This is a genomic window from Sphingosinicella terrae, from assembly GCF_003347635.1.
Classification (GTDB): domain Bacteria; phylum Pseudomonadota; class Alphaproteobacteria; order Sphingomonadales; family Sphingomonadaceae; genus Allosphingosinicella; species Allosphingosinicella terrae.
This window is the reverse complement of sequence record NZ_QDFY01000002.1, coordinates 218,632-240,219: the sequence shown is the minus strand read 5'-3', so window position 1 is coordinate 240,219 and position 21,588 is coordinate 218,632. Positions and strand designations below refer to the sequence as shown.

The 21,588-nt window shown below is 66.9% G+C and carries 26 protein-coding genes and 1 pseudogene; 12 read left to right on the top strand and 15 right to left on the bottom strand.

Translation table 11 applies throughout. The features are described 5' to 3' along the window. Positions 1 to 58: 58 nt before the first annotated feature. The gene (gene ychF / locus DDE10_RS06630; protein WP_114951957.1) at positions 59 to 1,159 is read left to right on the top strand and encodes a redox-regulated ATPase YchF; all 1,101 of its coding nucleotides are present in this window, start codon (positions 59 to 61) and stop codon (positions 1,157 to 1,159) included. Here the strand turns inward: ychF and DDE10_RS06625 are convergent. Continuing rightward, complete coding sequence (locus DDE10_RS06625; RefSeq protein ID WP_114951956.1) at positions 1,149 to 2,216, bottom strand: glycoside hydrolase family 88/105 protein; 1,068 nt, start codon at positions 2,214 to 2,216, stop codon at positions 1,149 to 1,151. The two genes, ychF and DDE10_RS06625, sit on opposite strands and share 11 nt — an antisense overlap. Before the next feature lie 118 nt (positions 2,217 to 2,334). On the opposite strand from DDE10_RS06625, the gene DDE10_RS06620 reads away from it, so the two are divergent. Both DDE10_RS06620 and DDE10_RS06615 read left to right on the top strand, forming a co-directional pair. Further along, a complete protein-coding gene (locus tag DDE10_RS06620) occupies positions 2,335 to 3,882 on the top strand; it encodes an alkaline phosphatase D family protein (RefSeq protein ID WP_114951955.1) in 1,548 nt (515 codons plus the stop codon). Between the two features lie 70 nt (positions 3,883 to 3,952). Next, positions 3,953 to 4,432, top strand: a complete 480-nt coding sequence (locus DDE10_RS06615) for a MaoC family dehydratase (RefSeq protein WP_432653711.1) — start codon at positions 3,953 to 3,955, stop codon at positions 4,430 to 4,432. Positions 4,433 to 4,453: 21 nt separating this feature from the next. Here the strand turns inward: DDE10_RS06615 and DDE10_RS06610 are convergent, their stop codons facing one another. The 5 genes from DDE10_RS06610 to petA all read right to left on the bottom strand — a co-directional run bounded on the left by DDE10_RS06610 (position 4,454) and on the right by petA (position 8,545). After that, positions 4,454 to 5,002, bottom strand: a complete 549-nt coding sequence (locus DDE10_RS06610; protein WP_114951954.1) for a periplasmic heavy metal sensor — start codon at positions 5,000 to 5,002, stop codon at positions 4,454 to 4,456. Positions 5,003 to 5,091: 89 nt separating this feature from the next. Further along, positions 5,092 to 5,631: an adenine phosphoribosyltransferase gene (locus tag DDE10_RS06605; RefSeq protein ID WP_114951953.1), complete on the bottom strand. Its 540-nt coding sequence runs from the start codon at positions 5,629 to 5,631 to the stop codon at positions 5,092 to 5,094. Positions 5,632 to 5,735: 104 nt separating this feature from the next. Continuing rightward, positions 5,736 to 6,650, bottom strand: a complete 915-nt coding sequence (locus DDE10_RS06600; protein ID WP_114951952.1) for a cytochrome c1 — start codon at positions 6,648 to 6,650, stop codon at positions 5,736 to 5,738. A gap of 15 nt (positions 6,651 to 6,665) precedes the next feature. Beyond that, positions 6,666 to 7,964, bottom strand: coding sequence for a cytochrome b (locus DDE10_RS06595; protein WP_114951951.1), 1,299 nt, complete (start codon positions 7,962 to 7,964; stop codon positions 6,666 to 6,668). A gap of 11 nt (positions 7,965 to 7,975) precedes the next feature. After that, positions 7,976 to 8,545: a ubiquinol-cytochrome c reductase iron-sulfur subunit gene (petA, locus tag DDE10_RS06590; protein WP_114951950.1), complete on the bottom strand. Its 570-nt coding sequence runs from the start codon at positions 8,543 to 8,545 to the stop codon at positions 7,976 to 7,978. A 174-nt stretch (positions 8,546 to 8,719) separates the two neighbouring features. On the opposite strand from petA, the gene DDE10_RS06585 reads away from it, so the two are divergent. The 3 genes from DDE10_RS06585 (at position 8,720) to DDE10_RS06575 (ending at position 10,627) form a co-directional block, all read left to right on the top strand. Beyond that, positions 8,720 to 9,166 carry a tRNA (cytidine(34)-2'-O)-methyltransferase gene (locus DDE10_RS06585; protein ID WP_114951949.1) on the top strand — a complete coding sequence of 149 codons (447 nt, stop codon included), beginning with the start codon at positions 8,720 to 8,722 and terminating at the stop codon, positions 9,164 to 9,166. Beyond that, a complete protein-coding gene (hemF, locus tag DDE10_RS06580) occupies positions 9,163 to 10,020 on the top strand; it encodes an oxygen-dependent coproporphyrinogen oxidase (RefSeq protein ID WP_114952283.1) in 858 nt (285 codons plus the stop codon). The genes DDE10_RS06585 and hemF overlap by 4 nt, the downstream gene beginning before the upstream one ends. Before the next feature lie 91 nt (positions 10,021 to 10,111). Next, positions 10,112 to 10,627, top strand: coding sequence for a GNAT family N-acetyltransferase (locus DDE10_RS06575; protein ID WP_114952282.1), 516 nt, complete (start codon positions 10,112 to 10,114; stop codon positions 10,625 to 10,627). Positions 10,628 to 10,685: 58 nt separating this feature from the next. Here the strand turns inward: DDE10_RS06575 and DDE10_RS06570 are convergent, their stop codons facing one another. Further along, positions 10,686 to 11,516, bottom strand: a complete 831-nt coding sequence (locus DDE10_RS06570; RefSeq protein ID WP_114951948.1) for a DUF7847 domain-containing protein — start codon at positions 11,514 to 11,516, stop codon at positions 10,686 to 10,688. A gap of 42 nt (positions 11,517 to 11,558) precedes the next feature. Between DDE10_RS06570 and lipB the strand changes: the two genes are divergently transcribed. The 4 genes from lipB (at position 11,559) to DDE10_RS06550 (ending at position 13,966) form a co-directional block, all read left to right on the top strand. Continuing rightward, on the top strand, positions 11,559 to 12,248 hold the full coding sequence (gene lipB / locus DDE10_RS06565) for a lipoyl(octanoyl) transferase LipB (RefSeq protein ID WP_114951947.1): 690 nt from the start codon (positions 11,559 to 11,561) through the stop codon (positions 12,246 to 12,248). Between the two features lie 101 nt (positions 12,249 to 12,349). After that, the gene (locus DDE10_RS06560; protein WP_114951946.1) at positions 12,350 to 12,628 is read left to right on the top strand and encodes a hypothetical protein; all 279 of its coding nucleotides are present in this window, start codon (positions 12,350 to 12,352) and stop codon (positions 12,626 to 12,628) included. A 157-nt stretch (positions 12,629 to 12,785) separates the two neighbouring features. After that, a complete protein-coding gene (locus DDE10_RS06555) occupies positions 12,786 to 13,094 on the top strand; it encodes a hypothetical protein (protein ID WP_162806385.1) in 309 nt (102 codons plus the stop codon). 212 nt (positions 13,095 to 13,306) lie between these two features. Continuing rightward, positions 13,307 to 13,966, top strand: a complete 660-nt coding sequence (locus DDE10_RS06550) for a hypothetical protein (protein ID WP_114951944.1) — start codon at positions 13,307 to 13,309, stop codon at positions 13,964 to 13,966. A gap of 39 nt (positions 13,967 to 14,005) precedes the next feature. Here the strand turns inward: DDE10_RS06550 and queE are convergent, their stop codons facing one another. From queE to DDE10_RS06520, 6 genes are all read right to left on the bottom strand, one after another. Beyond that, the gene (gene queE, locus DDE10_RS06545) at positions 14,006 to 14,632 is read right to left on the bottom strand and encodes a 7-carboxy-7-deazaguanine synthase (protein WP_114951943.1); all 627 of its coding nucleotides are present in this window, start codon (positions 14,630 to 14,632) and stop codon (positions 14,006 to 14,008) included. Then, positions 14,629 to 15,336 (bottom strand): 7-cyano-7-deazaguanine synthase QueC, encoded by a 708-nt coding sequence (gene queC, locus DDE10_RS06540; RefSeq protein WP_114951942.1) that lies wholly within the window; start codon positions 15,334 to 15,336, stop codon positions 14,629 to 14,631. The genes queE and queC overlap by 4 nt, the downstream gene beginning before the upstream one ends. Positions 15,337 to 15,517: 181 nt before the next feature. Further along, on the bottom strand, positions 15,518 to 16,429 hold the full coding sequence (gene hslO, locus DDE10_RS06535) for an Hsp33 family molecular chaperone HslO (protein WP_114952281.1): 912 nt from the start codon (positions 16,427 to 16,429) through the stop codon (positions 15,518 to 15,520). Between the two features lie 71 nt (positions 16,430 to 16,500). Then, on the bottom strand, positions 16,501 to 17,688 hold the full coding sequence (locus DDE10_RS06530) for an aspartate aminotransferase family protein (RefSeq protein WP_114951941.1): 1,188 nt from the start codon (positions 17,686 to 17,688) through the stop codon (positions 16,501 to 16,503). Between the two features lie 121 nt (positions 17,689 to 17,809). After that, the gene (locus tag DDE10_RS06525) at positions 17,810 to 18,175 is read right to left on the bottom strand and encodes a hypothetical protein (RefSeq protein ID WP_114951940.1); all 366 of its coding nucleotides are present in this window, start codon (positions 18,173 to 18,175) and stop codon (positions 17,810 to 17,812) included. A gap of 231 nt (positions 18,176 to 18,406) precedes the next feature. Next, a complete protein-coding gene (locus DDE10_RS06520; RefSeq protein ID WP_114951939.1) occupies positions 18,407 to 19,234 on the bottom strand; it encodes an ABC transporter permease in 828 nt (275 codons plus the stop codon). A 67-nt stretch (positions 19,235 to 19,301) separates the two neighbouring features. Between DDE10_RS06520 and DDE10_RS06515 the strand changes: the two genes are divergently transcribed. Then, entirely contained in the window at positions 19,302 to 19,961 is a 660-nt protein-coding gene (locus DDE10_RS06515) for a GcrA family cell cycle regulator (RefSeq protein WP_114951938.1), read from the top strand. A 418-nt stretch (positions 19,962 to 20,379) separates the two neighbouring features. Continuing rightward, positions 20,380 to 20,553 carry a hypothetical protein gene (locus DDE10_RS23355; RefSeq protein WP_162806344.1) on the top strand — a complete coding sequence of 58 codons (174 nt, stop codon included), beginning with the start codon at positions 20,380 to 20,382 and terminating at the stop codon, positions 20,551 to 20,553. Between the two features lie 94 nt (positions 20,554 to 20,647). Here the strand turns inward: DDE10_RS23355 and DDE10_RS24035 are convergent. Together DDE10_RS24035 and DDE10_RS06505 are read right to left on the bottom strand one after the other, a co-directional pair. Further along, positions 20,648 to 20,833: pseudogene (locus DDE10_RS24035) on the bottom strand (Hsp20/alpha crystallin family protein); the annotation flags it as partial. A gap of 187 nt (positions 20,834 to 21,020) precedes the next feature. Then, positions 21,021 to 21,518, bottom strand: coding sequence for an Hsp20 family protein (locus DDE10_RS06505; RefSeq protein WP_114951936.1), 498 nt, complete (start codon positions 21,516 to 21,518; stop codon positions 21,021 to 21,023). Positions 21,519 to 21,588 lie beyond the last annotated feature (70 nt).

Genomic DNA, 21,588 nt, shown 5'->3' with positions numbered 1-21,588 from the left:
CGGCCAGCGCGGGGATCGGCCCGTCGCGCCGCCCCCTTCTCGAGACACAGGATCTTCAATGGGCTTTCGTTGCGGAATCGTCGGGCTGCCCAATGTCGGCAAGTCCACTTTGTTCAACGCGCTGACCGAGACAGCGGCCGCGCAGGCGGCCAATTACCCCTTCTGCACGATCGAGCCCAATGTCGGACGCGTCGCAGTACCCGACCCCCGCCTCCACCGGCTCGCCGAGGCAGCCGGATCGGCCAACGTGATCGAGACGCAGCTCGAGTTCGTCGACATTGCCGGACTGGTCCGCGGCGCGTCCAAGGGCGAGGGCCTCGGCAACCAGTTCCTGGCCAATATTCGCGAGGTGGACGCGATCGTGCACGTGCTGCGCTGCTTCGAAGGCGGCGACGTCACCCATGTCGAGGGTCGCGTCGATCCGGTCGCCGATGCGGAGACGGTCGAGACCGAGTTGATGCTCGCCGACCTGGAGAGCCTCGAGAAGCGCGTCCCCAGCCTGGCCAAGAAGGCGCAGCAGGGGGACAAGGAGGCCAAGGTGCAGGCGTCGGTGCTCGGCCAGGCGCTCGAGCTGCTCCGCCAGTCGAAGCCGGCCCGGCTGACCGAGCCCCGCGACGAGGAGGAGAAGAAGGCGCTCGACCAGGCGCAACTGCTGACCGCCAAGCCGGTCCTCTACGTCTGCAACGTCGACGAAGGCGATGCCGCCGCCGGCAACGCTCACAGCGAGGCGGTGTTCGCCCGCGCCGAAGCCGAAGGCGCCAAGGCGGTGATCATCTCCGCCGCGATCGAGGCCGAGATCGCGACCATGCCGGGCGAGGACCGGGCCGAATTCCTTAAGGACCTGGGGCTGGAGGAGACCGGCCTCGCCCGCATCATCCGCGCCGGCTATGACCTTCTTCACCTGATCACGTTCTTCACCGCAGGGCCCAAGGAAGCGCGGGCATGGACGGTGGAGAAGGGCGCCAAGGCGCCGCAGGCGGCCGGTGCGATCCACAGCGATTTCGAGCGCGGCTTCATCCGGGCCGAGACGATCGCCTTTGAAGATTATGTCGGCCTCGGCAGCGAGACCGCCGCGAAGGAAGCGGGTCGCATGCGCTCGGAAGGCAAGGAATATGTCGTCCAGGACGGCGACGTGATGCTGTTCCGCTTCAACGTCTGATCGCGCGCGCCTCCGCCAGCTCCGCCGCGAACCAGAGCAAGGCGGCCTGGCCGTGCAGGTCGCCGGTCACGACCGGTCGAGCGAGATAATAATCGGCATCGGCGGATTGGCCGGTGCCCGCGCAGACCTGCGAAAGCTGCCCGTCGGCGCCGACATAGGCGGCAAGGGCAGTCCATGCACGGCGATGGGCTTGGACATAAGCCGGTTCGGCGAGGATGCCGCGGCGGACGCCGACCGCCATCGCATAGCCGAACATGGCGGTCGCCGACGTCTCCTTCCACGCGTCCGGATAATCGATGAGCTGGCGCCACATGCCGTCTTCGGCCTGATGGCGGAGCAGCGCCGCCATCATCCGCCGGAAGGCGGCGGCCAGCGCCGGCCGGTCGGGATGATCGGCGGGCAGCTCGGACAGAATCTCGGCGAGGCCGGCCGCGACCCAGCCATTACCCCGCCCCCAGAAGAAGGGCGCTTCAGGACCGTGATGGAACAGGCCGTTCGGCTGCTGCAGGCGCGAGACGTAGAGCCGAGCGGTCTGCGCGGCGCGATCGAGATAGCGGCCCTCGCCGGTGACGCGCCACGCCTGGACCTGAAGCGCACCGATCATCCAGATGTCGTCGATCCAGTAGCGCGCCTGGCGGGTAAGGCCGTCCGGGCCGGACTCCTGCCACTGACCGTCCGCCATGGCGAGGCCGCGGGCGCGTTCCTCGTCCCCGTCCAACACCAGAGGCCACAAGCCGTAGACATTGGCGTCGACATGGTTGGCACTGTTGGGGATCGCCTCGGCGAGCAGTCGCCGGTGACGGGCGGCGACCCGCTCGAGCAGCGCGCCATTCGCCGAGGCCCGAGCAAGCCGCGCCGCACCGTAAGCGGAAGCGACCTCGGCATAATGGACGGCCGTCACCTCACCGACCTGGTAGATCATGAATTCCGGGCGATCGAGCCACGCCGCCGCGGCACGCCCACCGACCGATGCGGGCGATGGCGCCGCCGCCGGCGCCGGCGCGCCGAGCACCGCTAGGACGAGCGGCAGGAAGAGCCGGAGTGCGAGTGTGCCCATGTCCGCGTCCGCCCCCTCCCCTCGTCCCGACCACTGTCATATTCCGGTCCGCACGATGCTGGCAAAGTGTAAGAAGCGTCGCGAATCGCAACCATCTTCGGGGGGATCAGGCAGGACCATGCTCAGCCGACGCCATTTCATCGCCGGCGCCACCGCTTCGCTCGTCGCCGCACCGGCCATCCTTCGCGCCCAATCGATCTGGCGCGACTATCCGTTCAGCCTGGGCGTCGCCGCCGGCGATCCCGCCGCGGATGGGTTCGTCATCTGGACGCGGCTTGCTCCCCGTCCGCTCGATCCGCATGGCGGAATGGCGATGGCGCCGATGCCGGTCAAATGGCAGGTGGCGACCGAACCGCGCTTCGACACGGTCGTGCGCGAGGGCGAGGCGCTGGCTCGTCCCGAGCTCGGCCACAGCGTTCATGTCGAGCTCGAAGGGCTCGAGCCCGATCGGCCCTATTGGTATCGGTTCGAGGCGGGCGGCGAGCGCAGCATCAACGGCCAGGCGCGCACCCTGCCCCGGACCGGGGCGGCGCCGGAAGCGCTGAGATTCGGCGTCGCCGGCTGCCAGAATTACGAGGCCGGATTCTACACCGCCTACCGCCATTTGGCGGAGGAGGAGCTCGCCTTCGTCTATCATTATGGCGACTATATCTACGAGTATCGCGGCGACGCGATCCGGCCGGGCTGGAGCGGCGATCTGATCGTCGCCGCCCGGCAGGGCGTCGGGCAGGACGCCTTCGACCTCGCCGACTATCGGCAACGCTATGCGCTCTACAAATCGGATCCCGACCTCCAGCGCGCCCATGCCGCCTTCGCCTTCTTCCACACGTTCGACGACCACGAGGTCACCAACAACTGGGTGCAGGACATTGACCCGGACGGGGCGCCGCCGGAACTGTTCCGTACCCGCCGCGCCATGGCCCTGCAGGCTTGGTACGAGAATCTGCCGGTTCGCAGGACGATGATGCCGCGCTTCGGCGCGACCAGCGCGCATCGGCAGGTACGATATGGCGACCTCGCCGAGATCGACCTGCTCGACACCCGGCAGTATCGCAGCGACCAGCCCTGCGGCGACGGCTTTCGCCCGGTCTGCGCCGAAGTGACGTCGGCGGATGCACAGGTGCTCGGCGCCGAGCAGGAAGCCTGGTTGGCGCGCAATCTTAGCCGAAGCCAGGCCCGTTGGAACTGCCTCGCCCAGCAGGTCATGATGATGTCGGTCGATCGCCGCCGCACGCCCGACGAAGCGCCGGAGAAGTTGCTCAACCTCGACACCTGGGCCGCCTACGAAGTGCCCCGGCAGCGACTGCTGGCGCGCCTGCGCGGCCTCGACAATGTCGTTGTCCTGACCGGCGACGAGCATCAGAACTGGGCGGGAGAGCTGCACGACGACCGCGATCGCCGAGTCGCCGTGGAGTTCGTCGCGACCTCCATCTCCAGCGGCGGCGACGGATCCGACCTGCGCCCGGGCAGCGATCACATTCTCGCCGCCAACCCGCAGCTCAAGTTCCTCAACGACCAGAGAGGCTACCTCACCTGCGACGTCGGCCGCGACGAATGGCGCACCAATTTCATGGTGGTCGACCGCGTCAGCACGCCCGGCGGAGCGCTCAGCAAACGAGCGACCTGGGCGGTGGCGCGCGGCGAGACGACGCTCCGTCAGGCCTGAGCAGCACCGAAAAGGGTTGCGGAAGCGAACCTGCTTCGGGAGAGGAAGCGCTTACCAGTCGGAGCGAGGCATGAACGACAATCTGGTCTATTTCGAGGATCTCGAGGTCGGGAAGGAAACCTATTTCGGCGCCTACCCGGTGACCCGCGAGGAAGTGCTCGACTTCGCCCGCAAATATGATCCCCAGCCCTTCCATCTCTCCGACGAGGCCGCGGCGAAGACCCATTTCGGCCGCATCTCGGCCAGCGGCTGGCATAGCTGCGCAATGGCGATGTCGGTGATCGCCCGCAATCTCACCGGCCAGGCCGGCCTGGGCTCTCCGGGCGTGGACGAGCTGCGCTGGCTCAAGCCCGTCTACCCGGGCGACACACTTCACGTGCGCGGCACCATCGTCGAGAAGACGCCCTCGCGCAGCAAGCCGTTCATGGGCTCGTTCAGGACCGAGACGGTGGTCGCCAACCAGGACGAAGTGCCGGTGCTGCGCTTCACCTCGATCGCGCTGATCCGGCGGCGAGACGCGGAAGGCCCTTCCGCCGATCCGACCGTCTAGGCGCGGGCGCCTCGCCGCGCCTCAGTCCCGCCGGATACGCCGGTTCTCGCGGCGGAACTGGCGACGATCCTGACGCAGGTCGCGACGATATTCGCGGCGATCCGTCCGCCGATCGCTGCGAAACTGCTCGCGCGTGACCGTGCCCTCGCGAAGCGCACTGCGATCCTGGCGACGCTCCTGGCGAAAGGCGCGGTCGTCGACGCGCCGCTCGCCGCGAAAGTCGCGCCAATTGTCGCGCAGCGCTCGCCGATCCTCGGGGGCCGCACGTCGGGCGCTCCAATATTGGCGTCGGTCCGACCAGTAGCGGCGGTGGCGGTCGCTCCAGCGGTGCGGACGGCGGTACCGATCGTAGACGTAGTTTCCGGACCCGGGATAATAGAAGCCGTCATACCAGCCCCAATAAGGCCGGCTGCCATAATAGCCCCAATCGTCGTAATAAGGATCGTAGCCAGCATAGGAGCCATAGCCGGCCGAGATGCCGCCATAGCCGTAGCCATAGTCATCGGTGGCGCAGGCGCTGAGCGAAAGACCGGCGGCCAGCGCCAAGCCGGCGGCGAGCTTTGACCGCATCGAAAGTTCTCCCGAGAACGAGCAAAATGGTTAACGCTCAACCATTTGCCGGGGTTCCTTCCGCGTAACGAGCGGTATTCAGCGGGCGGTCAGTCGCCTTCGAATTCGATCAGATGATGCACCGGCAGCCCCTCCTGCCGCAGGCGTGCGCTTCCGCCCAGATCCGGCAGATCGATGATGAAGCTCAATCCCGCCGGCTCCGCCCGCGCGCGCCGGATCAGGCGCAACGCGGCCAGGGCGCTGCCGCCGGTCGCGACGAGATCGTCGGCGAGCCAGACCCGGGCGCCCGGCGCGCAGGCATCGACATGCATGGCCAGCCGGTCGCTGCCATATTCGAGCGCGTAATCCTCGGCGATGGTTTCCCCGGGAAGCTTCCCGTCCTTGCGGATCAAGAGCAGGCCGCAGCCGAGCCGCTGCGCCAGCGCCGCGGCGACGACGAAGCCGCGTGCTTCGATCCCGGCAACGAGGTCGGGGATCTCCTCGATCTTGAAGGCAAGCCGCTCGATCGCGGCCGAGAAGCCGCGACCGTCGAGCAGGAGGGTGGTGATGTCGCGGAAGTGGATTCCCGGCTTGGGAAAGTCGGGAATGGTGCGCACCAGCGCCTTGAGATCGTCATTGTCCCCGAACATGACCCTCCCCCTAGACTGCAGCGGCGAGGCTAGCCTGCCCATCGTCCCCAGGACGGCACCGATCGAGCTGCGAAAAAAAGCCCTCCCGAAGGAGGGCTTTTCCTTCAGCCTGCGATGCCGGCCTGATCCTTGGCGTGATCGCTCTTGGCGATGTTGGCCGGGTCGAGCGGACCCGTCTGCCGCACCTTGCGCTTCGCCGTCGCCCAGATGTTCCGGTAGGAAAGGTAGGCGAGCACGGTGACGAAGAGCAGGAAGACCAAGGTCATCACGCCGCCGCGGTGACGCGCTTCCAGCTTGGGCTCGGCGGCCCAGGCCAGGAAGGCGGCCACGTCATGCGACATCTGCTGGCGGGTAGCCGCCGTGCCGTCGGCATAGGTGACCTGGCCGTCGGCCGCGATCGGCGGCGGCATGGCGATGTTGAGGTTGGCGAAATAGGGATTGTAATAGAGGCCCTGGCCCGGACGGTTCTCCGCCGGAAGGTCCGCGGGCGGATCCTGGTAGCCGGTGAGCAGCGACTCGATATAGGGCGCGCCGCCTTCCCGGGCCTTCACGATCAGCGACAAATCGGGCGGCAACGCATTGTTGTTCGCCGCGCGCGCCGCCGTCTCGTTGGGATAGGGATCCGGGAAATGGTCAGCCGGGATCGCGTTGCGGCCGGTGGCCTCGCCCGTCTCAGGATTGATGGTCGGGACCTGGATCTGCCACTGATCGGCGATCGCGCGGACTTCGGCCTCGGAATATCCGAGATCCTCGAGATTGCGGAAGGCGACCTGGTTGAGCCCGTGGCAGGCGGCGCACACTTCCTTGTAGACCTGGAAGCCGCGCTGAAGCTGCTGCCGGTCATAGGTGCCGAAGGGACCGTCGAACGTGAAACTGGCGTGACGCGGATGCTCGTGGAAGCGATGCTCCACCGTCTCCATCGGCGGCTCCTGCACGTAGGCGATCACGCCCCACAGGAGCGACCATGCGGCGACTCCGACGAAGCCGAGGCCGACCAGAAAGCCGAAGAACCGAACCATAATCCTGTCGTCCCCTTACTCGGCGGCCGTGGCCGGCTTCACGCCGATCGGCGCCGCTTCCTCTTCCTCGCCATGAAGCACGCTCTCCGCGATCGAATTGGGCAGCGGGAGAGTCCGCTCCACCATCGACAGGATCGGCAGGATGATGAGGAAGTGCGCGAAATAATACATGGTCGCCGCCTGGCTGATCATCACATAGGGCTCCTCGGCCGGCATGCCGCCGCAGAAGCCGAGGATCAGCACGTCGGCGACGAGTATCCAGAAGAAGATACGGAAGGTCGGCCGATAGCTGCCCGACCGCACCGGCGACTTGTCCAGCCAGGGCAGGAAGAAGAGCAGCAGGATCGAGGCGAACATCGCCAGCACGCCCCACAGCTTCGCCGGAAGGATGAAGTCGACCGTGAAGGCGCGCAGGATCGCGTAGAACGGCCAGAAATACCATTCGGGGACGATATGCGCCGGCGTCGAAAGCGGATTGGCCGGGATGTAATTGTCCGCGTGACCCAGATAGTTGGGCAGGAAGAAGAGCAGGATCGCGAAGGCGATGAGGAACACGCCCAGCCCGAAACCGTCCTTCGCGGTATAATAAGGATGGAAAGGCAGGGTGTCCTGCGCCGACTTGACGTCGACGCCGGTGGGATTGCCCGATCCCGGGATGTGCAGCGCCCAGATGTGCAGCACGACGACGCCCAGGATGACGAAGGGCAGCAGATAATGGAGGGAGAAGAAGCGGGTCAGCGTCGGCTGGTCCGGAGCGAAACCGCCGAGCAGCCATTGCTGAATCGGCTCGCCGACCAGCGGGATCGCCCCGAACAGTCCGGTGATCACCTTGGCGCCCCAGAAGCTCATCTGCCCCCAGGGAAGCACATAGCCCATGAAGGCGGTGGCCATCATCAGCAGGAAGATGACGAGACCGAGCATCCACACCATCTCGCGCGGCGCCTTGTAGGAGCCGTAATAGAGGCCGCGGAAGATGTGGATGTAGGTGACGATGAAGAAGAAGCTCGCGCCGTTGGCATGGGCGTAGCGCAGGAACCAGCCCTGGTTCACGTTGCGCATGATATGCTCGACCGAGTTGAACGCGGTTTCCGCATTGGACTCGTAATGCATCGCCAGCACGATGCCGGTGACGATCTGCAGCGCCAGCGCGACGCCGGCGAGCACGCCGAAATTCCAGAAATAGTTCAGGTTGCGCGGCACCGGATAGCCGCCGCCGACGGCGCCGTAGACCAAGCGCGGCAACGGCAGCCGGTCGTCCAGCCAGCGCATGAACGGATGCTTCGGACGATATTCTTCAGCCCAGGGAAAGCTCATCTTCTTCTACCTCAGCCGATCCGGACGACGGTGTCGGTGGTGAACGCATATTCCGGCACTTCGAGATTGGTGGGCGCCGGGCCTTTGCGGATGCGGCCGGCCGTGTCGTAGTGCGAGCCGTGGCACGGGCAGAAATAGCCGCCATATTCGCCCTTATTCTCGCCCTCGGCGGCGCCGAGCGGGACGCAGCCGAGATGGGTGCACACGCCCAGCGTGATCAGCCACTGAATATGGCCTTCGACCGTGCGCTCGGCGAGGGTCTGCGGATCGCGCAGGTCGCCCACGTTCACGGTATTCGCAGCCTGGATCTCCTGCGGAGTCAGGTGCCGGATGAAGATGGGCTGCTTGCGCCAGATCGTCTTGACCGCTTGGCCGGGCTGGATCGACGAGATGTCGACGTCGATCGAGGCCAGCGCGAGCACGTCCGCGGACGGGTTCATCTGGTTGATGAGCGGGTAGAGCAAGGCCGCGGCCCCGACCCCGGCCACGCTAACCGCAGCGATATTGATGAAATCGCGGCGACGAATTCCTCCATCGCCGCCCGTCGGGGCCGTTGCCTCGCTATGTTCAACCGTCGCCATACTGTCCTTCAGCGCGTCGTGGTACCGGATAAGCGCATACCGCCCCCTGCTTTGGCCGGACGGCCGTGGCGGCTCGCGGCGCCTGATAGACGCGTGGCGCCGCGTTTGCCAACCTCGATTTTCGGACGACCTGCCTTCCTGACACGCCCGAACGCTTGGGCTATCCGGCGGTTCATGCGGCTCGCCCTGTTCCAGCCCGACCAGGCAGGCAATGTCGGCACGATTCTGCGACTCGGCGCCTGCCTCGCCGTGCCGGTCGACATCATCGAGCCCTGCGGCTTCCCTCTCGGCGACCGGGCGTTGAAACGCGCCGGAATGGACTATGCGCACAGGGCGCAGATCGCACGCCACGCCGACTGGGAAGCGTTCGAGCGCAGCCTCGGCGGTCGCCTCGTCCTGTTGACGACGAGCGGCGGCCAGCGCCTCCCCGACGCGCGCTTTGCCCCGGACGACGTCCTCCTGCTGGGCTCCGAAAGCGCCGGAGCTCCATCGTTCGTCCATGAGCGCGCGGAGCTGCGCGTGCGGATTCCCCAGGCCGCCGGCACCCGATCCTTGAATATCGCGGTCGCGGCGGGCATCGCGCTGGCCGAGGCGCTGAGGCAGACGGAGGCATGGCCATGATCGAGCTGGACGCGGAGCAGCAGGCGGCGCGCGCCTGGTTCGAGTCGCTGCGCGACCGCATCTGCGCGGCCTTCGAAGAGATCGAGCGCGAGGCAGGCAGCGACGCCTGCTTCGACTACACGCCGTGGGACCGCGCCGATCCGGACGGTTCCCCCGGCGGCGGCGGCGTCCGCGGCCTGATGAAGGGCCAAGTGTTCGAGAAAGTCGGCGTCAACGTCTCGACGGTGGGCGGAACGTTCAGCCCGGAATTCGCCCGGACCATCCACGGCGCGGGCGAGGATCCGCACTTCTTCGCCACCGGCATCAGCCTGGTCGCGCACATGGCCAATCCGCACGTCCCGGCGGTCCACATGAACACCCGGTTCCTGGCGACCACGAAACGCTGGTTCGGCGGCGGCGCCGACCTCAACCCGCCCATCCCTTACGAGGAGGACACGGCCGAATTCCACGCCTGCCTGCGGGCCGCCTGCGCCCGCCACGACCAGACCTATTATTCCCGCTTCTCGAAATGGGCCGACGAGTATTTCTACATCCCGCATCGCGGTGTCCATCGCGGCGTCGGCGGAATCTTCTACGACCATCTCGAATGCATGCCGGTGGGCGCCACCTTCGAAACCAACTTCGCCTTCACCCGCGATGTCGGCGAGGCGTTCCTCGACGTCTTCCCCCGGATCGTCCGTCGGCGGATGAACTCGCCGTTCGACGAGGCCGACCGGGCGCGCCAGCTCGAATGGCGCGGCCGCTATGCCGAGTTCAACCTCATCTATGACCGCGGCACTTTGTTCGGGCTGAAGACCGGCGGCAATGTCGACGCGATCCTGATGAGCCTGCCGCCGCTGGCGACATGGTCGTGAGGACGGCGTCGGGCGGAGCAAGCCGGGCGTGACCGCGGCGCTGACTCCGGTGCCGCCGGGCCATGTCGCGGCGGTGGTGACCTTTCTGGAAATGAAACGCCGGCCGGAGCCGCGCCCCCTTCCCGAATCGCCGCTTCGACTGGAACATTGGCCGAGTGTCGATCCCGAGCGCTACCGGGCCCTGTTCCGGCGAGTCGGCGAGAAATGGCTGTGGTTTTCGCGTCTGACCATGGACGATACCCGGCTTCTCGCCGAAATCGCCGAGGTTCATGTTGCCATCGATCCAGCGGGAACGCCGGCGGGTCTGCTCGAGCTCGATTTCCGCACGCCCGGCGAATGCCTGATCCGCTTCCTCGGGCTGGCGCCCGAACTGGCGGGCCGCGGCCACGGGCGCTGGCTCTTCGCCCAGGCGCTGGCGCTTTGCTGGCGGGACGGCGTCGATCGGGTGAAGGTGCACACCTGCAGCCTCGACCATCCGGCCGCCCTCCCCGCTTACCTGCGCGCCGGCTTCGAGGCGAAGAGCCGCGCCTTCGAACATTTTCCCGACCCGCGCCTTGCCGGCCTGCTGCCGCGCGACGCGGCTCCTCAGATACCGGTTGTGGGCTGAGCGCGCGTCGCTCCCGACCGGGCGCTGCCTTTCGGGCGGCGCTTCGCCGGGCGGTCCTTCAGATGAAGACGCGTTCCTCGCCGCCGCCCGAGAGCTGGACATAGATCCGGGCGATCAGGCTGGTGAGATAGGCGGTGATCACGGTGTTCACCGCCGCCATCACCAGCGTGATCAGCAGCCGGCTGGTGCTCCCCGGCTCGGGCGGACCCGCCGCCAGCGTCAGGAGCAGTCCGGCCACGGCCTGGACGGCCATGCTGACCACCATCACCAGGACGAGGACCAGCAGCATGAAGCCGACCAGCTTCCAGGCATGTCCGCGGGTGAGCGACCAGCTGCGGGTGATCAGCGCGATCGGGCCGGCCTGCTCGTCCGCGGCGATCGGCGTCATCAGCATCAAGCGGGCGCCGAGAAAGAGCAGCAGCGGCAGCAGGACGAGCATGGTGAGCAAGGTCGCGGTGGCCATCGGCCCGGTGACGACGCCGCTCTGCGCGTCGGCGGCCGCCCCCGGGACGATCATGACCATCACCATGGCGATCACGAAAAAGGCGATCCCGGCGGCGACCATCAGCAGCAAGGCCGCGCCGAACAGCGAAAAGAAGCTGCGCGCGCCCCGCCCGATCGCCTCGCCGACGGAGGTGCCGGGCCGGAGCGCGAGATAGCTGATCGCGAGATTGCCGATCATGCTGGTGACCATCACCAGCGGGAAGAACAGCAACCAGGCACCGGGCGCGGGCACCTCGCCCGGGGCGGCGGGCGCGGGCGAGAACACCTCCATCAGCGCGACCGGCAGCGCCACGAGCATGAAAGCGAGCGGGAAAAGCAAGCCGCTCTCGCGCTTCACGAACGAAGCGGTCTCGTTCCAGGCCTGGGTGATCGACAGACTGGGCATTCGGTTTCCTCTCTTGGTCCGGAGCCGTTATGCGGAAGCATCATGAGCGGCGCAACGCGAAGCATCGATTCCGACGGAGCCCGATCCCGACCCGTCCTTCCGGAATGGCGCGTCTCATCCGGCCTGACGCCTTATCCCGACGCGCTGGCCGAGATGGAGCGGCGCGTCGAGGAGATCCGGCACGGGGGGCAGTCCGAGCTGATCTGGCTGCTCGAGCATCCGCCCCTCTTCACAGCCGGCACCAGCGCCGACCCGTCCGAGCTGTTCAACCCGCAGGGCTTTCCGGTGTTCGAGGCGGGCCGCGGCGGCCGCTACACCTATCACGGACCGGGCCAGCGCGTGGTCTATGTCCTGCTCGACCTCGACAGGCGGGGAAGGGACGTGCGTCGATTCGTCCACTCGCTGGAAAACTGGGTGATCGCCGCGTTGGCGGAACTCGAAGTCGCCGCGCGAAGCGTCCCGGAACGGATCGGAATCTGGGTCGATCGCGATGGACAGGAGGCGAAGGTCGGGGCGATCGGGGTGCGGGTTCGGCGCTGGGTGACGATGCACGGCTTCGCGGTCAACCTGACGCCGAATCTTTCCCACTTCTCAGGCATCGTCCCCTGCGGTATCGCCGAATTTCCAGTGACCAGCCTCGACGAGATGGGGGTGACGAACGTGCATTCCCGTTTCGATCTGGCGCTGAAGCGCGGACTCGCGGATTTCCTGTCCTCAATCGAGGGGGGATAGGGGAGGCTTGAGAGCCGCTGCCTTTCCGTATAAGGTGCATAACCGATTTGGGCAAAAAAGGGGGCCACCCGACCAAATCATCAATCTAGGGAGACCTTTTAATGCGTGACATCCTCAAGAAAGTGACCACCGGTTCGATGATTGCCGGCGCGGCCCTGCTCGTCGCGGCGTGCGGCGGTGACACTGCGGCGAACAACACCGCCACCACCGATCTCGGCAACGACACCTCCATGGACATGAACATGACGGACTCCGGTCTGGACATGAACGCGACCACGGACATGAACGGCATGTCGACCGACATGAACGCGATGTCGAACGACATGAACGGCATGTCGACCGACATGAACGCGACGTCGACCGACACCAACGCTCAGTAAGCTGGCGTCGGATTGAGTTCGGGAAGGCCGCCGGGCAACCGGCGGCCTTCTTTTTTGTCTTCCTGTCCGGCCGGGCGACGGCATGCCGGTTTGCCACTTTTGCTTCGCGGCGCGCGCCACTATGAGCGGCCCGATCAATCTCAACGGGAGCACTGACATGCGCAATTCCTTCATTCGCGGCGGCAGCCTCGCCGTCATTGCCGGCCTCTCGATCGGAGTCGCGGCCTGCAGCGGCGGCAGCGAAGCCAATGTCGCGGCCGATGCCAATGCGATGGACGCCAACCTGATGTTCGAGGAGTCGGCGAACGACGCCAGCGCGCTCGAATCGGTCAGCAACGCGACCGAGCCGTTCACGCCGATGGACAACGGCACCGACAATGCGGTCGACGCCACCGACCCGCTCGGCGAGACGAGCGGCGGCGACACCGGCGGGAACACCGTCGAGAGCAACGTCGAAGGCATGTGACCGATCGCGGCCGGGGGCGCCCCCGGCCCCGATCCCGCTATCGAGCGAGCCGAGCTTCAGGCGCGACGAAGCTAGGCCGACGCCCGAAGGCGGCGGGCCACCCCTGCTATCTGTTTGGCCAGACACGTTTCGTCCGAAGAAATCATTTCGTGCTTCCCGGCCCGATGCGTTAAGCTCGCGCTCGATCACGCCCCAAGGAACCGGAAAAGCCCATGACGATGAAGGCCGCCTTGAAGTTCGTCCCGATCGCTCTGGCCGGATTGGCCGCGGCGACGGCGGCGCCGGCCCAGGTTTTCCTCTACGAGCCCGCCTTCCAGAGCGGCCCGATCGAAGCGAGCGATCCCCTGGTCGGCGTCGCCCTGCCGGGCGCGACGGCGAACGAATATCGCGCCCACCTCCTGTGGAACCTGCGCTCGGGCCTGAACGTGGCGGCGCTGCAGTGCCAGTTCTCGCCCTATCTGCGGACGGTCGACAATTATAATGGAATCCTCGCCCATCATTCGCAGGAGCTGGCCAATGCCTATCAGGCGCTGGAAGGCTATTTCAGGCGGGTCCACGGCCGGACGGGTCCGCGCCGGTTCGACGATTATTCCACCCAGACCTACAACAATTTTTCGACGCTGCAGGCACAGTTCGGATTCTGCCAGGTGGCCGGCCGGATCGGCAAGGAAGCGCTGGGCGCGCGCAAGGGCGAGCTGAACCAGATCGCGACCGCGAGAATGCGCGAGTTGCGCAGCAGCCTGTCGCCGATGACCGAGGCCTATTCCTTCGTGCGCGCGCCGATCCAGCTGACGCCGATCAGCCTCTTCACCGATTGCCGGCAGCTTCGCGGGCGCGATCGCCGCAATTGCGAGCGCGAGCAGCGCCGATAGGGCCGATCTCTCGCTTGGGAGAGGCCCGCGGGTCGCCGCTCAGGGCAGTCCCAGCAGCTTGTGCGTCTGCAGGCTGAGCTCCCAGCGCGGATTGGCCATGACGAAGGCGACCGCCGCCTCGAGCGCCGCCTGGCGGTCGGCACAGTCCATCGGCTGGATCAGGAAATGGTCGAAATCCCAGCGGACCAGCTCGTCGGGGTCGATGGCGTCCTGCGGCCAGACCAGCTTGAGCTCGTTGCCTGATCGCTGGACGACCTCGTTACCGGCCTTCGGGCTGACGCAGAGCCAGTCGAGGCCCGGAGGGGCCGGCAGCGTACCGTTGCTCTCGACCGCCACCTCGAAGCTCCGCGCGTGCAGCGCGTCGATCAGTGCTTCGTCGAGCTGCAGCATCGGTTCGCCGCCGGTGACGACGACGAGCCGGCGCGGCGCTTCGCCCCACAGCGCCTCGACCTCCCCGGCAAGCGCCTCCGCCTCGTAGCGGCCGCCCCGGCTGCCGTCGGTGCCGACGAAATCCGTGTCGCAGAAGCGGCACTTGGCGTCGGCACGATCCGCCTCACGGCCGCTCCACAGGTTGCAACCGGCGAAGCGAAGGAAGACGGCGCGTCGGCCCGCCTGCATGCCCTCGCCCTGCAGGGTGAGGAAGATCTCCTTGACCGCGTAGGTCACTTGCCCGCCTGCCCGACCAGCGGCGGCGCGGCGTAGGAAGTGGGATCCGCGAGACCGGCCTCGGCGAAGCCGCGCGCGCGCAGGCGGCAGGAATCGCAGCGGCCGCAATGCCGCCGGTCCGGCGTCGGATCGTAGCAGGACCAGCTCAGGCCCGCGTCGAGGCCGAGCCTCGCCGCCTCGCGGGCGATGTCCGCCTTGGTCATGTCGATCAGCGGCGCGCGGACGCGGAACCGGTCGCCCTCGATGCCCGCCTTGGTGCCGAGATTGGCCATCGCCTCGAAGGCGGCGACGAATTCGGGCCGGCAATCCGGATAGCCCGAATAATCGAGCGCGTTGACGCCGACATACAGGTCCCGCGCGCCGGCGGCCTCGGCCCAGCCGAGGCACAAAGAGAGGAAGATCGTGTTGCGGGCCGGCACATAGGTGACGGGTATCGACTCGCCGAGCCCTTCTTTCGGAACCGGGATATCGTCGGTCAGCGCCGATCCGCCGAAACGGGTAAGATCGATCGGAAGGACGATGTGGCGCTCGGCGCCGAGCGATGCCGCGATCGTCGCGGCCGCCTCGAGTTCGACCCGGTGACGCTGGTTGTAGTCGATGGTGAGCGCGAGCAGCCGGAAGCCGGCCTCGCGCGCCAGGCCTCCTGCCACCATCGAGTCGAGGCCGCCGGAGAGCAGGATGATCGCCGTTCGAGGTTCAGACATGCGAGGCACATAAGCGCGCGGAGCGCGAAAAAGAACGGGCCGTCCCAACCCGGAGGCGGGACGGCCCAGTTCAGGCTCTTGGCCTGCTAGGGAGGAAAGCGTGCCCGATCATGGCACGAGTCCCTTCTAGCAACTGCCTGGTAAACCACGGCTTAACGCCCAGATGCGACGATAACGGAGGCTAGTCGCGGTCGTCGAAGTCTCTCAACCTGATCGGAAACACCCGCGAGCAGAATTCGCAATCGACGCTGATGAAGCCGTCGTCATCGACCATGTCCCGCCGCTCTTCAGCGCCGAATCGGCCAATGACGTCGCGGACATATTCGAAGCTGCACCGGCAACCCCGGCTCAGCGGCACCGAACTCAGCACCCGGACCTCCTCTTCCTCATGGAAGAGGCGCCACAGCAGGGTCTCGAGCGGCAGGTCCTGGTCGACCAGCTCGTTCGCGCGGATCGTCTCCGCGAGCGCGCGGACATGCTCCCACTCGGGATGGTCGAGGCGGGTATGCAGCCGCTCGCGTCCCTCCTCGCCCTCGGGAAGGTGCTGGAGGAGGATGCCGCCGGCGACGTGGCCGGTATCGTTGACGGCGAGCCGGACCAGGCTCGGTATCTGCTCCGACTGGCTGAAGAAATGCTGCGCCGCCTCGGCCAGGCTCTCGCCTTCCAACGGCACGATCCCCTGGTAGCGCTCGCGCGTCACCGCCTGGTCGAAGGTGATGGCGAGATAGCCCTTGCCGAACAAAGCGAAGAGCGACGGCAGGCTGGCCTCGGCGGCCAGCCGCTCGCCGTCGAAACGGACATAGCCGCGAAGCTCGCCGCCCTTATAGTCGCAGACCAGCAGGTCGATGATGCCGGACTCGGTCTGGGCCTGCATCGTCAGCTGCCCCTCCGCCTCCTTGAGCATCGCGCCGAGCAAGGCGGTGAGCACCAGCGCCTCGGACAGGATCCGCGCGATGGGTGCGGGATAATCATGGGCGGAGAGCACTTCGTCGAGAACGGGGCCGAGCCGGACGAGCCGGCCGCGGGCGCTGCGCGCGGGCAGGGCAAAGCCGACCGCCTCGTCGAGATTGGCGGCCACAGCCGCCTGGTTCATATTTTCGGAAGCCATGACAAGGATGTGGCGACGACGCAGGCGGGTTCAATATCCACGCCGCGCCGCCGCGCTCACGCCGCCTGCGGCACCTGATAGTGGCGGGCCGCCTCCGACAGCTTTTCGACGAACTCGCCGATATGCTGCTCCTCGATCACCAGCGGCGGCAGCACGCGCACGACATTGTCGCCGGCCGCGACGGTGAGCAGGCCATGCTCGCGCAGGTAGTTGACGAAGGCGCGGCTGTCGCTCTTCATCTTGATGCCGAGCAGCAGGCCCACCCCCCGCACGCTTTCGAAGAGATGATCGTGATTGGGGATCATCTGCTCGAGCGCGCCGCGCAGCCGGTCGCTCATCCGCCGGACATGCTCCAGGAACTTCTCGTTGGCGACGACGTCGAGCACCGCCTCGCCGGCAGCGCAGGCGAGCGGATTGCCGCCATAGGTCGAGCCATGGGTGCCGATCACCATCCCGGCCGCGGCTTTCTCTGTGGCGAGGCAGGCGCCGAGCGGGAAACCGCCGCCGATCCCCTTCGCCGCGGCCATGATGTCGGGCTCGACGCCGTAATGCTCGTAGGCGAACAGCCGGCCGGTGCGGGCATAGCCGCACTGGACCTCGTCGAAGACGAGCATCAGGTCGTTCTCGTCGGCGAGCCGGCGCAGGCCCTTGATGAACTCGGGACTGGCCGGGCGGATGCCGCCTTCGCCCTGGATGGGCTCGACCAGGAAGCCCGCCGTATGCGGTCCCATCGCCGCCTCGACGGCGCTCAGATTGTCGAACTCGACGACGGTGAACCCGGGCAGCAGCGGTGCGAACCCGTCGCGCAGCTTCTCCTGGTTGGTCGCGCTGATCGTCCCCAGAGTGCGGCCATGAAAGGCGCTGGTGAAGGTGATCAGCTCGTGCTTTTCGGGGCGGCCGTGATGATGGTGGTAGCGCCGCGCCGTCTTGATCGAGCACTCGACCGCCTCGGCGCCGCTATTGGTGAGGAAGACGGTGTCGGCGAAGGTGAGGTCGACCAGCCGCTTGGCGAAGGCTTCGCCCTGGGGGGAGCCGTAGAGATTGGAGACGTGGATCAGGGTCGCCGCCTGGTCCTGGATCGCCTTGGTGAGATGCGGGTGGCCATGGCCGAGCAGGTTCACGGCAATGCCGCTGGCGAAATCGAGATACTTCTCGCCTTTCTCGCCGTAGAGATAGACCCCCTCCCCTCGCACCGGCCGCACTGGCGATCGCGGATAGACGGGCATGAGCGGCGTGATCGCCATCGGGACCTCCTGGAGACGGGACAAAGGCAAAAGGCGACCCTCCAAGGCCGCCCTTCCCCTCCGCTATAGGGAGGCCGGGGGCGCCGCGTCAACGCGCGGCGCCCCCGCAGCCCGCCGGCGCTCAGCCGCGGCGGCCGTCGCGATCCCGGCGCTCGTGACGGACCCGCTGCTCCAGGCGGTTCACCTGGACCCGCAGCGAAGCGAATTCCCGCCCGGAAAGGCCGTTGCGGCCGGTACGATACAGGCGGTTTCGGATCTGGTTCGCCTCGCGGCGCAGGCTGAAGGCTTCGCGCGGCGAGATGATGCCGCGGCGGGCCGAACGATCGATGCGGGTCTGGACCTGGTCGAGCTCGCGCTGGAGCTGCCCGACGGCCCGTCGGTCGGGTCCGCGCTGCTCCCAGCCGCCACGGTCGTGATACTGGGCGGCAGCCGGGACGGCGGACAGGGTGGCGGCCGCCAGGGCGGCGGAGATGATCAACTTACGCATATCGACGACTCCTTGCTGCTCGAATGCAGGAGCTCGTCTAGGCCGCCGGCGATGTGGCCGCGCTGAACGCGTCCGAAAGCCACCGTTCAGGAATCACGGTAGTTTTATGAACGTGAACAACAGAGGCTGCGGGCGGAGGATGGGCGTGTGCGGGAGACCCGCCGGTGATCGCGAAAGCGGGTCATCCGACCAACCGGGGCTTGCGGTTTGCCCGGCCAACCCGCCGGGAGATCAGCTCTTTATCTTCCAGCCGCTGCGCAGCAGGCCGTAGCACAGCGCCCACAGCCCGATGTTGATGACCAGCAGGAGCAGCGCTCCGAAAAGGACCGGCGAATCGGTTTCGCCAAGGAAGCCGTATCGGAAGCCGGAGATGACGTAGAAGAAGGGATTGGCGTGGCTGATGCCGCGGAAGACAGGCGAGAGCGCGTCGATCGAATAGAAGGTGCCGGAAAGGAGCGAGAGCGGCGCGACGACGAAGTTGGTCACCGCGGCGGCATGGTCGAACTTCTCCGCCCAGACGGACGTGATCAGGCCGAAAAAGGCCAGCATCGCGCTTCCCATCAGTCCGAACCAGGCCACCGCCCAGACATGGACGGGAGCGACATGCACGCCCGGCCAGGCGAGCATCGCCAGCCATACCGCGAGGCCGACGAAGACCGCGCGGGTCACGGCGGCGCCGATGAAGCCGGTGATGAGCTCTCCCACCGAGAGCGGCGGCATCAGATAGTCGACGATCGTGCCCTGGATCTTGCCCACCAGCAGCGAGAAGCTGGAATTGGCGAAGGCATTCTGGATCATGCCCATGACGATCAGCCCGGGCGCGACGAAATCCGCAAAGGATGCGCCCATGATCGTCCGCCCCTCGCGCCCCAGCGCGACGGTGAAGATGACCAGGAAAAGCATGGTGGTGACCGCAGGCGCCCAGATCGTCTGAAGCTGGACCTTGAAGAAACGGCGCACCTCCTTCACATAGAGGGTCCATAGACCGCCCCAATTGACGTTCCGGATGACGGGGACGCCGGGGGCGGTTCGAACCCAATTCGAAGGCTGGTCGTTCACAGGCGCCGTCGCTAGTCGCTGACGCCGGGACCCGCAAGCCGTGAAGCTGTTGAGGATGGTGAAGACGATGTCCTGGACCGACGAACGTATCGAACGCCTGAAGACGCTCTGGAGCCAGGGCGTGACGGCGAGCCAGATCGCCGATGAGCTCGGCGGCGTCTCGCGAAATGCGGTGATCGGCAAGGCGCACCGGCTCGGTCTGCAGTCGCGTCCGTCGCCGGTGAAGGCCAGCGAAGCCGAAGGTTCGACGGCCGATCCGCCCGCCGCCAAGGCACCGCCGGCCGCTCGAGCAGACACGCCCGCGGAAGCGCCGGCGCCTCAACCGAAACCGGAACCGCGGCCGCAGCCGGCACCGGCCGCCGCGGCGTCCGCGCCGCCGCCGCCGCCTTCGCCGCAGGTCCGCTCGATCGGTCCGGGCGGCTTCATCCGGCAGGGACCCAGCGATCAGCAGGCGCCGATCCCGCCGGCGCCGCCGCGGCGCTTGGTTCCGGCCAAGCCCAGCCCGGAAATCGCCGACAAGACCAGCCTGCTCGACCTCAACGAGAAGATCTGCAAATGGCCGATCGGTCATCCCGGCGAACCCGATTTCCATTTCTGCGGCAATCAGTCCAATCCCGGCTTCCCTTATTGCGTCGAACATTGCGGCGTCGCCTATCAGGCGCAGCTGCCGCGCCGCGACCGCAAGCCGCCGCCGCCTCTGCCCTTCGGCGGCCCGCGCGTCCGCTAGGCTGGGGATTCGGTCCTGTCGCTCTTCCTGGTCTGGCACGAGGCGGAGCGCGAGATCGAGCCCGAGCTTACTGCGTCGCTCGAACGGACCGAGCTGCGCCCCGGGCTATTCCTCGTCGACAGCGACGAGACCCGCTCGCGGCTCTACCACCGTATCAAATGGGCCTTGCCGCGCGGTACCGCCTTGCTGGTGGCGCCGCTTGCCAAGGCTCCGAAGTTCAAGGGGATGGAACCGGGCGCGCTGGCCTGGCTGCGGCGTCGCGACTGAGCCGATACCGGAACTACAAAGGCAGCGAATCCAGCAGCTTATTTATACAGGCTAAGCCATTTTTTTCGGGAACGGGCCCCGCCCGCCTCGCGTTGTTCCAACGGTTTCGGAGGCGAAAGCCTCTTCCCGAAAAAAGGAGAATGATGTTCCGATGGCCGCCGACGACATGGAGTATTTGGAGCAGAGGGCGGAAGCGGAAATTGCGATGGCGCAGCAAGCGACCCATGTGCGCGTCGCCCAGGCCCATTTCCAGATGGCCAATGCCTATCTGGACCGGATGTACGGGGAGGATCCCCGGGTCGGCCCGAACCCGCTCGAGAGCTGAATCGAATCGGCGAGAGGCCCCTCCCGGGGCCTCTCTTCGTGTCGCGATCCTTCCTATCCTGCGGCAGGCTTGACGCCCGAAACCGGGCGGCACTTCAATGACGGGGCCCGCCAGCGATAGGATTGCGCCGGCCGCGTGATGTTCCGGCCAAGCGCGGCACGGTCACCGTGAGCACGCCGTCGCGGAACGTCGCTCCGACACGCTCCTCGTCCGCCCTGTCCGGAAGGGCAATCCGACGTTCGAAGCGCACGTCATAGCGCTCCGACCAGCCCCACTGGCGGTCCTCGGGCTCGCCCCCGCCTCAGTCGCAGCAAAGGGACCGGTCTCATCCTCGCGCCACATGGCCGGCATCCGATTCTCCTGCCGGCCCAGGGGATCAAGTCGCGTATCGCCATGATCATCCTGCTTGGCTTCCGGTCTTTCTGGAGCCGGCGCCCTCGGGCGCGGGCGCCGGACGCGCTCGGCGATCAGACCGCCTCGAGCGCCTTCACATTCTCGTTGCCGGCTTCAGCCGTGCCCGCTGCATCGAGGCGCGGCGCGGTGTCGCTGCCGGAAATCTCGATCCGGCGCGGCTTCATCGCTTCGGGAATCTCGCGCTCGAGGTCGATGGAGAGGATGCCGTCGCGCAGATCGGCGCTCCGCACCTGGACATGGTCGGCCAATGCGAAGCGGCGCTCGAACGCGCGGGCGGCGATGCCGCGATGGATGTAGCGCGCCTGACCATCCTCGCCGCGGCGGCCGGAGACGATGAGCAAGTTCTGCTGGGTCGTCACCTCGATCTCGTCGGGCCTGAAGCCGGCGACCGCGAGGGTGATGCGGTAGCGGTCCTCGCCTTCCTGGACGAGATCGAAGGGCGGGTAGTTGTCGGCCACCTGGCTCGGAAGGCCGGCCTCGAGCAGGTCGAACAGCCGGTCGAATCCGACCGTGGCATGGCGGAACGGGGTGAGATCGATACTGGTCCTCATGTCATGTCCTCCTTTGAGCAACAGGATGATGAGGTACGCCCGAGAGAGCGGGCGCCGCCTCTCGCCGAGA